The sequence below is a fragment of the Mycobacterium sp. UM_Kg27 genome, from assembly GCF_000972905.1.
In the GTDB taxonomy this organism is placed as follows: domain Bacteria; phylum Actinomycetota; class Actinomycetes; order Mycobacteriales; family Mycobacteriaceae; genus Mycobacterium.
In genome coordinates this window covers 1-15,013 of the sequence record NZ_JRMM01000112.1, presented here as the reverse complement: position 1 = coordinate 15,013, position 15,013 = coordinate 1, and the positions used below count along the sequence as shown (strand labels likewise).

The window sequence follows — 15,013 nt, the reverse complement described above, 5'->3', positions numbered from 1 at the left end:
ATGTGTATAAGAGACAGGATCAGCGCGACGCACACCCCGATCAGCATCGACTTCTGCATGCCGCGCAAAATCTGTGCCAGCAGGTCTTGGCCCAACGCGTTGGTGCCCAGCCAGTGTCGAGCTCCGGGCGGAACCAGCAGCGCGTCGTAGTCCAGGTCGGTGTAAGAGTAGGGCAGCAGGCCCGGCAGGGTGTAGCAGCCGACGAACATCACCGCGAGCAGTGCCAGCGCGCCGACCGCGCTGCGGCTGCGCAGGAACCGGCGCAGCACCAGGGTGCGCCGCGAGGCGAACTCGATCTCGGTACTCATGACACCCGCACCCGCGGGTCGAGCATCGCGTAGATGACGTCGGAGAGCAGCCCGGCCAGCAGCACCACGCCACCGGAGAACACCGTGATGGCCGCGACGATGTTGGTGTCCTGAGTCGCCACGCCCTGCACCACCCATTCGCCCATGCCGTGCCAGCCGAAGATCTTTTCGACGAACACCGCTCCGGTGACCAGCCCGGCCACCCCGTAGGCGAACAGTGTCGCCATCGGGATCAGCGCGGTGCGCAGCCCGTGTTTGAACAGCGCGCGACGGCGGGTGAGTCCCTTGGCCCGTGCGGTGCGGATGAAGTCCTGGCCGAGTACGTCGAGCATCGCGTTGCGCTGGTAGCGGCTGAAGCTGGCGGCCGCGCCCAACGCCAGGGTCAGCGACGGCAGCACCAGATGCTGCAGCCGATCGGCCAGCCCGGGCCAGAAGCCGGTGATCAGCCCGGGGGAGGTCTCGCCGGTGTAGTCGAACAGCTGGGCGCCCAGCGCCCAGTTCACCCGTAGTGCGCTGAGGATCACCAGGTTGGCCAGCACGAAGGTCGGTACCGACAACACCAGCAACGCGGCCATGGTGATGACCCGGTCCGACAGTCGGTATTGGCGTACCGCCCCCCACGCGCCGGCCACCACGCCGATCGCGGTGCCGGCCAGGGAACCGACTACCAGCAGGCGCAGGCTGACTCCGACACGCCGGCCCAGTTCCCCAGAGACCGGCTGGCCGGTGACGGTGACACCGAAGTCGCCGCGCACCGCGTGCGAGGCCCAGTGCGCGTAACGCAGTGGAATCGGCTTGTCCAGGCCGAGCTCGGCGGCCTTGGCGTCGATCACGGCCTGCGGCGGACGTGGGTTGCGCTGCATGAGGCTGTCCAGCGGCGCGAAGGCCAACGAGGTCAGGCAGAAGGTCAGAAACGAGGCGAGGCCCAGCAGCACCAGGTAGTTCAGCGCCCGGCCGGCCAGAAACCGCGTCATGGCCAAAAGGGTAGAGGTCGGCGCCGGAGCAGGCGTTGCCGGCAGAGCATTATCGAGTGATTTTTACCCGTGAAATCCGGGGGCTCCTTCACTAGGCTCCGCTGCACCGCGACAGAGGAGAAGACCTGTGACCGTCACCGATGACTACCTGGCGAACAACGCTGAATACGCGAAGACCTTCACCGGTCCGCTGCCCATGCCACCGAGCAAGCACGTCGCGATCGTCGCCTGCATGGACGCCCGCCTCGACGTCTATCGGGTGCTGGGTCTCAAAGAGGGCGAGGCGCATGCCATCCGCAACGCCGGGGGTGTGGTCTCCGACGACGCGATCCGCTCCCTGGCGATCAGCCAACGGTTGTTGGGCACCCGCGAGATCATCCTGATCCACCACACCGACTGCGGGATGCTCACCTTCACCGACGACGACTTCAAGCGCTCCATCCTGGAAGAGACCGGCATCCGCCCAACCTGGTCGGCCGAGGCCTTCCCGGACCCGGTCGAGGATGTCCGCCAGTCGCTGCGGCGGATCAAGGCCAGCCCGTTCATCACCCAGACCACGTCGCTGCGCGGGTTCGTCTTCGACGTCGCCACCGGCAAGCTCGACGAAGTCACCCTCTAGCGTCGGCCGGCCCCTTTCCGTCGGCGTGCATGGCGGTACCCGACGCAGCCTCGCGCGGGGGAAAGGGGCCGGGGGAGGGGTCCTGGACGAGCAGATCACATTGACAGCAGCGCGGGGCGGCTGGTTGCATAGCCAGCTATAACCAACAAATATGGTAAGTCTCACCAAGATTATCGGGTATCTCTGGCAAGGAAGTCATGACCAGTAACGTCACTGCGCCCCCCGAGGCCGCCACGGCTGGGCACTATCAGCTCACGCATCTGCGCACCCTGGAGGCCGAGGCCATCCACATCATCCGGGAGGTGGCGGCGGAGTTCGAGCGTCCGGTGCTGCTGTTCTCCGGCGGCAAGGACTCCATCGTCATGCTGCATCTGGCCGTCAAGGCGTTCGCGCCGGGCCGGCTGCCGTTCCCGGTGATGCACGTCGACACCGGCCACAACTTCGACGAGGTCATCGCCGCGCGTGACGAGCTCGTCGCCCAGACCGGGGTCCGGCTGGTGGTCGCGTCGGTGCAAGACGACATCGACGCCGGAAGGGTGGTCGACGACGGGCCGTCGCGCAACCCGCTGCAGACCGTCACGTTGCTGCGGGCCATCCGCGAGAACAAGTTCGACGCCGCGTTCGGCGGTGCCCGCCGCGACGAGGAGAAGGCTCGCGCCAAGGAGCGGGTGTTCAGCTTCCGCGACGAGTTCGGCCAGTGGGACCCCAAGGCCCAACGGCCCGAGCTGTGGAACCTCTACAACGGCCGGCATCGGGCCGGCGAGCATATTCGGGCGTTCCCGCTGTCGAACTGGACCGAGTTCGACATCTGGTCCTACATCGGAGCCGAGGAAATCGCGCTGCCGTCAATCTATTTCGCGCACCAGCGCAAGGTGTTCCGGCGTGACGGCATGCTGCTGGCCGACCACGAGTTCCTGCGCCCCGTGGACGGGGAAGAGGTGTTCGAGACTTCGGTCCGGTTCCGCACCGTCGGCGACGTCACCTGCACGGGCTGCGTGGAATCCACGGCGGCCACCGTCGAAGAGGTGATCGACGAGACCGCGGTATCGCGGTTGACCGAGCGCGGGGCGACTCGCGCCGATGACCGGATCTCCGAAGCAGGCATGGAAGACCGCAAGAGGCAGGGGTATTTCTGATGGGTGCGGCAACCACGCTGCTTCGAATCGCCACGGCCGGATCGGTCGACGACGGCAAGTCCACGCTGATCGGACGGCTGCTGTTCGACTCCAAGGCCGTCATGGAGGACCAGCTGGCCTCGGTCGAGCGCACCTCCCGTGAGCGCGGCAACGACTACACCGACCTGGCCCTGGTGACCGACGGCCTGCGCGCCGAGCGCGAGCAGGGCATCACCATCGATGTCGCTTACCGCTATTTCGCAACGCCGAAGCGGAAATTCATCATCGCCGACACCCCGGGGCACATCCAATACACCCGTAACATGGTGACCGGCGCCTCGACCGCTCAGCTGGCGATCGTGCTGGTCGACGCACGGCACGGGCTGCAGGAGCAGTCCCGCCGACACACCTTCCTGGCGTCGCTGCTGGGGATTCGCCACATCGTGCTGGCGGTCAACAAGATGGACCTGATCGACTGGGACGCCGAGAAGTTCGAGGCGATCCGCGACGACTTCCACTCGTTCGCCACCCGCCTGGACGTGCACGATGTGACGACTATCCCGATCTCGGCGCTGCTCGGCGACAACGTGGTGACCAAGTCGGACAAGACGCCCTTCTACGACGGTCCGGCGCTGCTGTCGCACCTCGAAGAGGTCTACATCGCCGGTGACCGCAACCTGGTCGACGTGCGGTTCCCGGTGCAGTACGTGATCCGCCCGCAGACCCACGAGCACGCCGATCACCGCAGCTACGCCGGCACGGTGGCCAGCGGCGTGCTGCGCCCCGGCGACGACGTCGTGGTGCTGCCGTCGGGCAAGCCGAGCCGGATCGCCGAGATCGAGGGGCCGAACGGCACAGTGGCCGAAGCATTTCCGCCGATGGCGGTCTCGGTGAGCCTCACCGACGACATCGACATCTCCCGCGGCGACATGATCGCCCGCACCAACAACCAGCCGCGGGTGGTCCAGGACTTCGACGCCACGGTGTGTTGGATGGCCGACGGCGCGACGCTGCAGCCGGGCAACGACTACATCATCAAGCACACCACCCGGACCACCCGGGTGAAGGTGATGGCGCTGGACTACCGCCTCGACGTCAACACCTTGCACCGCGACAAAGACGCGAACACGTTGAAGCTCAACGAGCTCGGCCGCGTCTCGCTGCGCTCGCAGGTGCCGCTGATGCTCGACGAGTTCACCCGCAATGACTCCACCGGCTCGTTCATCCTGATCGACCAGGCCACCAACGGGACCGTGGCCGCCGGCATGGTGCTGCGCGACGTGTCGCCGCGGACCGCGAGCCCCAACACCGTGCGGCACGAGTCGCTGGTCACCGCGACGGACCGGTTGTCCAAGGGCCGCACCGTGTGGCTGACCGGGCTGTCCGGCGCGGGCAAGTCGTCGGTGGCGATGCGCGTCGAACAGCTGCTGCTCGAAAGGGGAACGCCGGCTTACGTTCTCGACGGCGACAACCTGCGCCACGGCCTCAATGCCGACCTGGGCTTCTCGATGGCCGACCGTGCCGAGAACCTGCGCCGGCTGGCACACGTGGCCACCTTGCTGGCCGACTCCGGCCAGATCGTGTTGGTGCCGGCGATCAGCCCGCTGATCGAGCATCGCCAGCTGGCCCGTCAGGTGCACACCGACGCCGGGTTCGACTTCGTCGAGGTGTTCTGCGACACCTCGCTGGAGGAGTGCGAGCAGCGTGACCCCAAGGGGCTCTACGCCAAGGCGCGCGCGGGCCTGATCACGCACTTCACCGGTATCGACAGCCCCTATCAGCGGCCGCGGAATCCCGACGTGCGGTTGAGCTCGCAGAACAGTGTCGACGAGCAGGCCCGCCAGGTCATCGCGGCGATCGACGACCGCAAGTGAACGATCACCAGCTGGCCGCGCACCTGGCCACCGAGGCGGGCCGGCTGCTGCTGCGCGTCCGCGAGGAACTGGCCGACGCGACAGAGGGGGAACGGAAGGCGGCCGGCGACCAGCGTTCGCACGACTTCCTGATGGCCGCACTGGCGAGCGAGCGGCCCGACGACGCGGTGCTGTCCGAGGAGGGCGCCGACAACCCGGTCCGGCTGGCCGCCGAGCGGGTGTGGATCGTCGACCCGCTGGACGGCACCCGGGAGTTCAGCGAACTCGGCCGCGACGACTGGGCCGTGCACGTGGCGCTGTGGCAATCCGGCGAGCTGTCCGCCGGGGCGGTGGCGCTGCCCGCGCGGGGCAGCACGCTGGCCACCCCGACGGTTGCCGCCCCGCCCGCGTACGCCGGCGCGCCCCGCATCGCGGTGTCGCGCAGCCGTCCGCCCGCGATCGCCGAAGCGGTTCGCGAGCGACTGGACGGCGTGCTGGTGCCGATGGGCTCGGCGGGGGTGAAGGTTGCCGCTGTGGTGCAGGGCATCGCCGATGTGTACGTGCACGCCGGCGGGCAATACGAGTGGGACTCGGCTGCCCCGGTGGCGGTGGCCCGGGCCGCGGGCCTACATACCTCGCGCATCGACGGGTCACCACTGGTCTACAACCGGGCGGACCCGCTGCTTCCCGACCTGGTGGTGTGTCGCCCCGAATACGCGCAAGCGGTGCTCGCGGCAATCAGTTGAGCCGCCAGATGGAAGAATGCTCGCAATGCGCATGTCGGCCAAGGCGGAGTACGCGGTGCGAGCGATGGTCCAACTGGCCACCGCCGAGCCCGGCGCCCTGGTCAAGACCGACGAAATAGCGGCCGCGCAGGGTATTCCGGCGCAGTTTTTGGTCGACATCTTGTCGGATCTGCGCACCGACCGGCTGGTGCGCAGCCAGCGCGGCCGCGACGGCGGCTACGAACTGGCCCGGGCGGCCACCGCGATCAGCGTCGCCGACGTGTTGCGCTGCATCGACGGCCCGCTGGCCAGTGTGCGCGACATCGGTCTGGGCGATCTGCCCTACGCCGGGCCGACCGCCGCGCTGACCGACGTGTGGCGGGCGTTGCGGGCCAGCATGCGCTCGGTGCTCGAGCAGACCAGCCTGGCCGACGTGGCCGGCGGTGAGTTGCCGGCGCATGTCGCCGAACTCGCCACCGATTACCGCACCCAGGAGCGCCAGCGTGGCCATTCGCCCAGTTGATTCGGCGGTCCAGCGTCGGCTCTCCTGCGTCGAGCCTCGCTAACCGCCGGGCTGATTCGGCGGTCCAGCGTCGGCTCTCCTGCGTCGAGCCTCGCTAGCCCGAGCCGTACGGCCGGGTCAGGATCTCCAGGTAGTGGCCGCCGGGATCGCGGAAATACACCCCGCGTCCGCCGTCGTTGTGGTTGATCTCGCCCGGGCGTTCACCGCGCGGATCGGCCCAGTGCTCCAGCCCGCGCTCGCAGATCTTGGCGTAGATCGCGTCGAAGTCGGACTCGGAGACTAAGAACGCGTAGTGCTGCGGCCGGATCTCCTCGCCGTCGGGCACGTCGGCGTAATCGAGGCTGGCCTGGTGATCGAGTGCGACGACCTGGAAGTGGCCGAACGGCTGCGGTGCCGGCAGTCCGAACAGCTCGGCCAGAAACGCTGCCGATGCCTGCTTGTCGTGCGCGGCCACGATGGTGTGGTTGAACGAAATGCCCATTGCTCAAGTGTCGGCCGTGTAGGCCGCCCATGCCACAATCGCGGTCATGCAGGTGGGAATGACCATGCCCGTGATGGAACCGGACCTCGACGCAACGCTGTTGCGGGACTGGGCGCGAGCGATCGACGACGGGCCGTTCGCGTCGTTGTGCTGGGGCGAGCGGATCGCTTTCACCAACCCCGACAGCCTGACCCTGCTGGGTGCGCTGTCGGCCTGGACCGAGCGGGTGCGGCTGGTGACCACGGTGATCGTCCCGCAACTGCATGACCCGGTCATGCTCGCCAAAGCGCTGGCCACCGCCGACCTGCTCAGCGGCGGCCGGCTTACCGTCGGGCTCGGCATCGGCGGCCGGGACGAGGACTACCGGGCGGTCGGCGCGGATCCGGCGAGGCAGAAGATGGGCGAGTTGGCTGCCGCGGTGGCGATCATGCGGCGCGTCTGGGCCGGCGAGAAGCTCACCGAGTCGGTGCTGCCGGTCGGACCGGCGCCCACCCAACCCGGCGGGCCGCCACTGCTGGTCGGCACCATCGGCCCCAAGACGTTGCGTAGCGCGGCGATCTGGGCCGAAGGACTGGCCGGCATCACCATGGACCTGGATGTCGCCAAGCAGAACGACCTGTTCGACGTCGCCCGCGACGCCTGGCAGCAGGCGGGCCGGGCCAAGCCACATCTGGCGACGTCGTTCTGGTTCGCGCTGGGGGACCGTGACGAGGCCCGCGATCAGGTGCGTCGGCACCTGCTGCGCTACATGAACTGGATTCCCGCCGAGTATGTCGAGGCGATGGCCCCGAGCACCGGCTGGGCCGGCAGCGAGGACGAGCTGGCGCAGGTGCTGCAACGCTTTGCGGCGGTGGGCACCGATGAGGTGCATCTGATCCCGACCAGCTCTGACCTGGGCCAACTGCGCTGCGTGGCCGATGTGGTCGCCGAGGTCAACCGGGCCGGCTGAGCGGGCGATCCGCTGGTTGCGACACCGTCACGGAAGCGTCTCTATCGTCCTCCGGCAGCCACACCAGTCCTAGAAATCACTATCGTCACAGTGGTGCGAGGCCCGGGAGCGGGTCCTGGGAAAGGTGTGACATGTCGGCGACACGTCGAATCGTCTCGGCGGCAATGGTGCCAGTCGTCGTCCTGGGGATGGTCGCCGCCAGCGAGTTCGCGCCGGCGAGCGCGGCCACCTGCAACGCCCCCGAAGCCAATATCGATCCGCCACCGGGCTCGCCGACCACCGGAGCCGGTCAGCTGCCCACCGGGCGCCGTCCCCGCGGTACCAATGATCAAGCGCCGTTGCCCAAACTGGGCCCGCTGATCGCCGCGCTGATCAACCCCAACGGCACCATTCGGCAGCAGGCCGCGGTGGTACCCCCGCAGCCCAATCCCGGTGGCCAAGCCGTGCCGGACGTCGCCCAACCCGTCCAGCCCGTCCCGGTGCCCGGAGCAGATCCGGGGTTGTCGACGGCCGATCCCGGTGGCGCTATTGCCGGAGCCCAGACGTCGCTGGTGGAGTGGATGACCGGGCCCAACAGCCCCAACCAGACCCTGCAACGCTTCGGCATCTCCGGCACCGACCTCGGAATTCCCTGGGACAACGGCGATCCCGCCAACCGCCAGATCCTCTACGCGTTCGGCGACACCTTCGGTTACTGCCGTATCCAGGGCAAGCAGTGGCGACAGAACGTGCTGTTCCGCAGCAATGACAACAATCTCGCCGACGGCATCACCATCGGCCCCGGAGCAGTGGGCAACAAGTACTCGGGATCGCCACTGCGGCAGGCGAATTTCTCCAAGCAGATACTGCCCGCGGTGCAACTGGCGCCGCAGCAGGAGGGCATGATCCCCACCGCCGCGATCGGGATCGCCGGCAACCAGTACATGAACTTCATGTCCATCAAGCAGTGGGGCCGCGACGGCGAGTGGTCCACCAACTATTCGGCGATCGCGGTTTCCAACGACAACGGCGAAACGTGGGGCGTCTATCCCGGCACCGTGCGCTCGACGTCGCCGGAGAACGTTCCGCGGGCGCGTTTCGTCCCCGGTAACGAGAAATTCCAGATGGGCGCATTCCTGCGGGGCAACGACGGCTACCTGTACTCCTACGGAACGCCGTCCGGTCGTGGCGGCTCGGCGTATTTGTCGCGGGTGCCCGAGCGCGCCATTCCCGACCTGACCAAGTACCAGTACTGGAATGGCGACAGCGGATCCTGGGTGCTGGCCAACCCGGCTGCGGCCACGCCGGTGATCCCCGGCCCGGTGGGCGAGATGTCGGTGCAGTACAACACCTACCTGCGCCAGTACCTGGCGCTGTACGGCAACGGCGGCAATGACGTGGTGGCCCGCACCGCGCCCACCCCGCAGGGGCCGTGGAGCGCCGAGCAGACGCTGATCCCCACCGGCCAGATCCCCGGCGGCATCTACGCGCCCTACGTGCACCCGTGGTCGACCGGCAAGGACGTGTACTTCACGCTGTCGCTGTGGAACGCCTACGACGTGATGCTGATGCACACGGTGCTGGGGTAGCGGCTCAAAGGATCGTCAGGTGTCGATCTTCGGCACCGGAAACCGTTGTCAGAGCGATCGATTGATCGAACGTGACGAATCTGCCGTCGTTGGCGACGGCCAGTGCCAGCAAGTACGCGTCGGTGACCTGTTTGGAGCTGTGCACCCGGGCGGGATCGACAACGCCGGCATCGAGAAGGCTCACCGCGCAGGTCCAGAACTGGTGGTAGCGGGTCCCCGTGGCCTGAACCAACATGCCGATGGCGTAGTTGGGCGTGACCGGATTCGGATATCGGGGCTGGCTGATGATGCGCACGAAGCCGTTCTGGGTGATCGCGCACGATGCCCAGCCGTGGCCGATCTCGGTGTCCAGCCACGACCGTGCCCGTTCGTGGTCGACGTGATCGCGGTCGAGCAGCGCCAACAGCACATTGACGTCCAGCAATGACCGCATCTGATTCAGACGCCCTCTTCGTCGCGAAGTCGGTCGATGAGGGCATTGGAAACCGCGGTGCCGCGGTGCGGTAGCGGAGCGAAGCCGTGGAACGACTCGGACTCCTGCATCGAGGTGTCTTGCCTGGTCAGCGCCTGCCGGGCCAACTCGGAGAGCACTTCGCCCACTGGGCGCCGCTCGCGGTGTGCCCGCTCCTTGACCGCCAACAGCACGTCATCATCGATAGACAATGTGGTGCGCATACATCTGATGCTAATGCATCAATCCGTGGATCGGCTCCGGTGCTTAAGTTCACTTAGTGAACTAAGTGGAGTCAACTTTGATGGTTGACCTCACCTATCGTCAGGCGTCGAGCACCGCACGCAACGCCGCACCCACCTTGGTGATCACCCCGGGGGTGTAGCCGGGGATGTTCATGGTGACCCCACCGACACCCGCATCGAGCACCTTGGTCTTGATCTGCTCGGCGATCGATTCGGGGCTGCCGGCCACCATCCGCTGACTCATTGCGGCGGGAATCTGATCGGTGGTCACGCCCTCGCCGGCCAGGGCGGTGAGCAGCATGGTGGTCTCCAGGGTCGCCGGGTCGCGGCCCACCTCGTCGCAGCTGCGCCGCACCGCGTCCATCTTCGCGCGGACCTCGTCGAACCCGGTGATGAGGTTGAGGTGGTCGAAGTGACGCGCGGCCAACGGGATTGTCTTCTTCTCGCCGCTGCCGCCGATCAGCAGCGGAATGTGGTCGCGGAAGCGGGGTTCGGCCATCGCCTCTTGGGTGCGGTACCACTTACCTTCGAATGTGGGTCGCTCGCCCTTGATCATCGGCAGGATGATCTGCAGCGCCTCGTCGAGCCGGTTGAAGCGGTCGGTGAAGGTACCGAATTCGAAGCCCAGCTGGTCGTGTTCGAGCTCGAACCAGCCAGTGCCGATGCCCAGGATGGCGCGGCCGGCACTGACCACATCGAGCGTGGTGATGATCTTGGCCAGCAGCGCCGGGTTGCGGTAGGTGTTGCCGGTGACCAGCGTGCCCAGCTGCACCTGCTGCGTCGCGGTCGCCAGCGCGCCCAGAGCGGTATAGGCCTCGAGCATCGGCTGATCGGGGGAGCCCAGCATGGGCAGTTGATAGAAGTGGTCCATCACGAAGACCGCGTCGAACCCGGCGGCCTCGGCCTCGCGGGCCTGTGCGATGACGGTGGGGAACAGCTCCGAAACGTCGGTGCCGTAGGAGAAGTCGGGAATCTGGAAGCCAAGGCGAATTGTCACTTAGCCGACCTTAGTTTCGAACGGCGCATCCCGGGGCGATTTGCGCTGTGCGCGAAAGGAACGTGCACCTCTTTGGCAGCTGATGCCCAGAGAACACAGGGCATCCGCCCGGAATTGCAAGGGATTTCCCTGATGCGCGCCGCGCCGACGGACCCATAGCTTTTTATCAGGTTCAGCGGGTTTGTCGAGGTGCCCGACGGGGGCGCCGTGATTGCGGGGAAGGCCGAGATGGTCGGCAAGGGCGTCGGCGGCAGTCCAGGCGGTGCCGGCGGCACTCCGTAGCCGCGGCGCAAGGGCCGCATCCGGAGGGGTTGACCGCTGGTGGCCGCCGTACTCAGTGGAAGCCCGTAGCGGCGGGCGAAACGGCTGAAGCCTCCGAACGGACCTGCGCTGGCCTTTTCAGCGGTTACGCTTCGCCGAAAACCGCGCAAACCGCGGCAAGGCCGACTCTTTGGAGGTATGCCTCATGGGGCTCACCACAGGAATCATCGTCGTCGTAGCCATATTCCTGCTCCTCACGGTGCTCGTGATCGCGGGCTACAACGGCCTGGTTCGGGCGCGCAACGCGTACAAGAACGCCTTCGCCCAGATCGACGTTCAGTTGCGGCGTCGCTTCGACCTCATTCCCAACCTGATCGAAACCGCCAAGGCGTACATGGCGCATGAGCGCCAGACCCTGGAGGCGGTCGTCAATGCGCGTGGCGCCGCGATGAACGGCCTTGCCGCCGCCCAGGCCAATCCCGGTGACCCGGCGGCGATGCAGCAGTTGGCGCAGGGGCAGCAGGCGCTCGACGGCGCGCTGAGCCGGCTCAACCTGGTGGTCGAGCAGTATCCCGACCTCAAGGCGAACCAGAACATGATGCAACTGTCGGAGGAACTGACCTCCACCGAAAACAAGGTCGCGTTCGCCCGCCAGGCCTACAACGACGCGGTGATGAACTACAACAACCGGCGCGAGACGTTCCCCGGCAATGTCTATGCCGGCATGTTCAACTTTGCGCCGGCCGCCCTGCTCGAGATCCCGCCGGAGCACCCGGAGATGCGGGACGCGCCGAAGGTTCAGTTCTGACCGACCGGCGGCCATGAACTTCTTCGAGCATCAGCGGGCCGCCAAGGGAACCACGCTGAAGCTGGTGCTGCTCTTCGGGGCCGCGGTGATGGCGTTGGTCGCGGCGATCGATGCCGCCGCGGTGATTGCGATGCTCTATCTCTCAAAGGATTACGGCGGAATCGATTCATCATCGATTCTGGCGATCGTCATCGTCGTCACCGCGATCACGCTCGTGATCATCGCAGGGGGAACGTTGTTCAAGACAATTTCGCTGCGCAAGGGGGGCGCTGCTGTCGCCGCGGCCGTCGGCGCGGTGCCCGTGGACCCGACGACGACCGACCCGCAGTTGCGTAGGTACGTCAACATCGTCGAGGAGATGTCGCTGGCGTCCGGCGTGCCTGCGCCACGTCTGTTCGTCATGCCGGGTGAACCCGGAATCAACGCTTTCGCCGCAGGTTTCACACCGGCCGATGCTGCGATCGCGGTGACAGGCGGCGCCCTGGCACAACTCAACCGTGATGAATTACAGGGTGTCATCGCTCACGAGTTCAGCCACATCCTCAACGGTGATATGCGGCTGAACATTCGACTCATCGGACTGCTCAGCGGAATCTTGCTGATCGGAATGATCGGCCTGCGCATGCTGCAGGTCGGCGGCCGCGGGAGCGACGGCAAACGCGCGCTTCCCCTCCTTGCGTTCGCGTTCGCGATGATGGTGCTCGGCTACGTCGGCGTGTTCTTCGCCAACGTGATCAAGGCCGCGGTAGCACGGCAACGGGAGTGGCTGGCCGACGCGTCGGCGGTGCAGTTCACGCGCCAGACCGACGGCCTCGAAGGCGCGCTGAAGAAGATCGGCGGCATACCGACCGGTTCGCGGCTGCGCGACTCCCGCAATGCCGCCGAGGTCAGCCACATGCTGTTCGGAGAGGGCGCGCGACGGTCATTCGCGTCGTTGTTCGCGACGCATCCGCCCCTCACGGACCGGATCAGGGCGCTCAACCCCACCTTCGACCCCGGCGAAATCGCCGAACTGCAGCAGCGGTACGCCAATCAGGCACCCGACGGCCTGGCCGAGGACGTCGCCGCAGGTTTCGCCCCCGCCGCAACGGCGCTCGGCCGTCAGACCCCCGCACCAGAGCAAGTCTCCGATGCCGGCTGGCGCACCAGCCCCGAGCAAGTCGTGGCTCGCGCAGGCACCTTCACTCCGGCCGACCTGAAGTACGGCGCGGCTCTGCATGCGCGGATTCCTGACGATGTCCGCGCGCTGGCCAGCCAGCCCACCACGGCCCCCGCGGCCGTCATCGCGTTGCTCCTGGCACCGTCGAGCGGGGGTCTGCACGCCCGCCAGCTTGCCTCGGTGACCGAGCTTCTGGGGCCGACGCAGGCACGGGAAGCCGCCGCGCTCGCCGACCGGATGCGCGCGCTGCCGCGCGAACTTCGGCTCCCGGTCGTCGCGCTGGCCTTGCCGCAGATCGCCACCCACTCTCGTGCCGAACAGGACGCGCTCATCGCGGTGCTCAATGCGCTCGCCGTCGCCGACGAGAAGGTGACGATGTTCGAATACTGCCTGACCCGCCTGGTCTGGGTTTACCTACTCGACACCAACGACCCGGCTCGCAGAAGCAAGGTGGGCAGCGATTCGCTCACCGGTGTGCGCCCGGTGGTGACGACCCTGCTGGCGACTCTCGCGGTCGCCGGAGGCGCCGACCAAAACGTGGCGACACAGACTTTGGACATTGCGCTGCAACGACTTTACGGTGACACCGCCAGGCTCGAGAACCCGCGCCGGTTGAGCTGGCAACAGACCCTCGACGAAGGCTGGGCCGCCCTCGACGCCTTGGATCCGAGGGCGAAGCAGGCACTCGTCGAAGCGATGGTGGAATCGGTGCTGCACGACGGCATCGTGACAGCATCGGAAGCTGAATTGCTCCGTGCGGCGTGCTGCTTGATGCACGTTCCCCTGCCTGCGCTGTTGGGCTGACTGTCGTCGGTGGAGCAAGTCGAGGGGACCCACCACCAACGCTGCCGGGCCGACGCGCGCTCGGCAAGCTCACCCCGATCGAGCGGAACCACCGCGGGGTTTTTCGCTCCTCGCTGGAGCAGAGCGGCTGCCAATGCGGCGGTATCAGCTGTCCAGCTCCCTGTGGCGCGGGTGCACCCGATATTCCATCGACTGTTCGCGTCGGATGGGGTGGCGTCGGCCGGCGTAGTAGGCGGCCACGTATAAGAAGTAAAAAACACCGGCGGTGATGACTGTGTTGACGACGAACTGCACGTATTGTCCGCGTGCTATCGGGTAGCGCCAGCTGGCGTCGCCGTATGCGGTTCCGGCAATCAGGAGGGCAAGAAAGGTGACGCTCATGATCGCGGCCCATGATTCCCCCTTGCCGATAATGATCAAGTAGACGTGCCCCGTGGCGATTACCGACGGAATCAAGAAGAGCCACCACATGGTTGTGGCGGTGAGGAGCCCGCTGTAGGAGTCGGGATGGAGGTCGATCTCCTGCCGCGTGGAATCGGTTGTTGCAGGAGCATCTTCGGGATCGGGGTCTGTGATCGTCAGCGCATAGATTCTTCCGCGGATCTTGATGTAGGGAGTGGCTACGTAGGCTATAAACGCCATCGTCACGAGGGGAAATAGTCCTAGCGCTACTGCGTCGTCCCAGCTGGGATATTTCAGGAAGATGCCAGAGACGCCCGCTGTGCAAGCGAGGGTCCAGTAGATGCGCCGCTGGGCGCTGGTGCTGATCTTGAGGAACGAGAGTGTGAATCCCCCGACAAGGCACAGGATGATGACCCCAAAAGACAGATTGCTTACCGTCATTTGCCGATAGCCCACTCCACTAGCTTTTCCCCTCCCAACCCGCCTGCCGCAGCGCCGAGAAGGCCGACAATTACAGTGCCCTCTGGCCCCACCCATGAACCCCATGCCGCCCCGGCGATGAAGCCTCCGCCCCATGAGCCGAGGCTGCGTCCACCGAACTTGGCGAGCTCCTCACCTGTTTCGGAACCGAGGACGATGTTATCGATGGTCGCGGCCGCGTCCAGGCCAATTCCGGCCACGGACTGAGCCGTCCCGGTAAGTCCGGAGACTCCCGATCTTGGGAGGATTCGAGTTATGGGACGTGCAAGCAGGTATCCCGCTGAGCTTCGA

Annotated in this window: 15 protein-coding genes and 1 pseudogene; 9 read left to right on the top strand and 7 right to left on the bottom strand. The window is 66.6% G+C overall.

The window, feature by feature from the left end; translation table 11 throughout:
- A pseudogene (locus tag LI94_RS16200) lies at nt 1-308 on the bottom strand (peptide ABC transporter permease); the annotation flags it as partial.
- The gene (locus LI94_RS16195) at nt 305-1,282 is read right to left on the bottom strand and encodes an ABC transporter permease (protein ID WP_046286765.1); all 978 of its coding nucleotides are present in this window, start codon (nt 1,280-1,282) and stop codon (nt 305-307) included. The pseudogene LI94_RS16200 and the gene LI94_RS16195, both read right to left, overlap by 4 nt.
- Before the next feature lie 127 nt (nt 1,283-1,409).
- Between LI94_RS16195 and LI94_RS16190 the strand changes: the two genes are divergently transcribed.
- The 5 genes from LI94_RS16190 to LI94_RS16170 all read left to right on the top strand — a co-directional run bounded on the left by LI94_RS16190 (nt 1,410) and on the right by LI94_RS16170 (nt 6,117).
- Nucleotides 1,410-1,901, top strand: a complete 492-nt coding sequence (locus LI94_RS16190; protein WP_046301813.1) for a carbonic anhydrase — start codon at nt 1,410-1,412, stop codon at nt 1,899-1,901.
- A gap of 197 nt (nt 1,902-2,098) precedes the next feature.
- Entirely contained in the window at nt 2,099-3,037 is a 939-nt protein-coding gene (cysD, locus tag LI94_RS16185) for a sulfate adenylyltransferase subunit CysD (RefSeq protein ID WP_046286763.1), read from the top strand.
- Entirely contained in the window at nt 3,037-4,890 is a 1,854-nt protein-coding gene (cysC, locus tag LI94_RS16180) for an adenylyl-sulfate kinase (RefSeq protein WP_046286762.1), read from the top strand. The genes cysD and cysC overlap by 1 nt, the downstream gene beginning before the upstream one ends.
- Nucleotides 4,887-5,615 (top strand): 3'(2'),5'-bisphosphate nucleotidase CysQ, encoded by a 729-nt coding sequence (locus tag LI94_RS16175; RefSeq protein WP_046301812.1) that lies wholly within the window; start codon nt 4,887-4,889, stop codon nt 5,613-5,615. The genes cysC and LI94_RS16175 overlap by 4 nt, the downstream gene beginning before the upstream one ends.
- A gap of 25 nt (nt 5,616-5,640) precedes the next feature.
- Nucleotides 5,641-6,117, top strand: coding sequence for an RrF2 family transcriptional regulator (locus LI94_RS16170; protein WP_024442315.1), 477 nt, complete (start codon nt 5,641-5,643; stop codon nt 6,115-6,117).
- Nucleotides 6,118-6,211: 94 nt separating this feature from the next.
- Here the strand turns inward: LI94_RS16170 and LI94_RS16165 are convergent, their stop codons facing one another.
- A complete protein-coding gene (locus tag LI94_RS16165) occupies nt 6,212-6,598 on the bottom strand; it encodes a VOC family protein (RefSeq protein WP_024442316.1) in 387 nt (128 codons plus the stop codon).
- Nucleotides 6,599-6,656: 58 nt separating this feature from the next.
- Between LI94_RS16165 and LI94_RS16160 the strand changes: the two genes are divergently transcribed.
- Nucleotides 6,657-7,547: an LLM class flavin-dependent oxidoreductase gene (locus LI94_RS16160; protein ID WP_046301816.1), complete on the top strand. Its 891-nt coding sequence runs from the start codon at nt 6,657-6,659 to the stop codon at nt 7,545-7,547.
- A 131-nt stretch (nt 7,548-7,678) separates the two neighbouring features.
- A complete protein-coding gene (locus tag LI94_RS16155; protein ID WP_024442318.1) occupies nt 7,679-9,115 on the top strand; it encodes a DUF4185 domain-containing protein in 1,437 nt (478 codons plus the stop codon).
- 4 nt (nt 9,116-9,119) lie between these two features.
- Here the strand turns inward: LI94_RS16155 and LI94_RS16150 are convergent, their stop codons facing one another.
- From LI94_RS16150 to LI94_RS16140, 3 genes are all read right to left on the bottom strand, one after another.
- Nucleotides 9,120-9,548, bottom strand: coding sequence for a TA system VapC family ribonuclease toxin (locus LI94_RS16150; RefSeq protein WP_046301811.1), 429 nt, complete (start codon nt 9,546-9,548; stop codon nt 9,120-9,122).
- A 5-nt stretch (nt 9,549-9,553) separates the two neighbouring features.
- Nucleotides 9,554-9,790 (bottom strand): CopG family transcriptional regulator, encoded by a 237-nt coding sequence (locus tag LI94_RS16145; RefSeq protein WP_046301810.1) that lies wholly within the window; start codon nt 9,788-9,790, stop codon nt 9,554-9,556.
- 100 nt (nt 9,791-9,890) lie between these two features.
- Complete coding sequence (locus LI94_RS16140) at nt 9,891-10,808, bottom strand: LLM class F420-dependent oxidoreductase (protein ID WP_024442321.1); 918 nt, start codon at nt 10,806-10,808, stop codon at nt 9,891-9,893.
- Between the two features lie 466 nt (nt 10,809-11,274).
- On the opposite strand from LI94_RS16140, the gene LI94_RS16135 reads away from it, so the two are divergent.
- Both LI94_RS16135 and LI94_RS16130 read left to right on the top strand, forming a co-directional pair.
- The gene (locus LI94_RS16135; RefSeq protein ID WP_046301809.1) at nt 11,275-11,877 is read left to right on the top strand and encodes a LemA family protein; all 603 of its coding nucleotides are present in this window, start codon (nt 11,275-11,277) and stop codon (nt 11,875-11,877) included.
- 88 nt (nt 11,878-11,965) lie between these two features.
- Entirely contained in the window at nt 11,966-13,840 is a 1,875-nt protein-coding gene (locus tag LI94_RS16130; RefSeq protein ID WP_239651250.1) for a M48 family metallopeptidase, read from the top strand.
- Between the two features lie 144 nt (nt 13,841-13,984).
- Here the strand turns inward: LI94_RS16130 and LI94_RS16125 are convergent, their stop codons facing one another.
- Nucleotides 13,985-14,683: a hypothetical protein gene (locus LI94_RS16125; protein WP_024442324.1), complete on the bottom strand. Its 699-nt coding sequence runs from the start codon at nt 14,681-14,683 to the stop codon at nt 13,985-13,987.
- Nucleotides 14,684-15,013 lie beyond the last annotated feature (330 nt).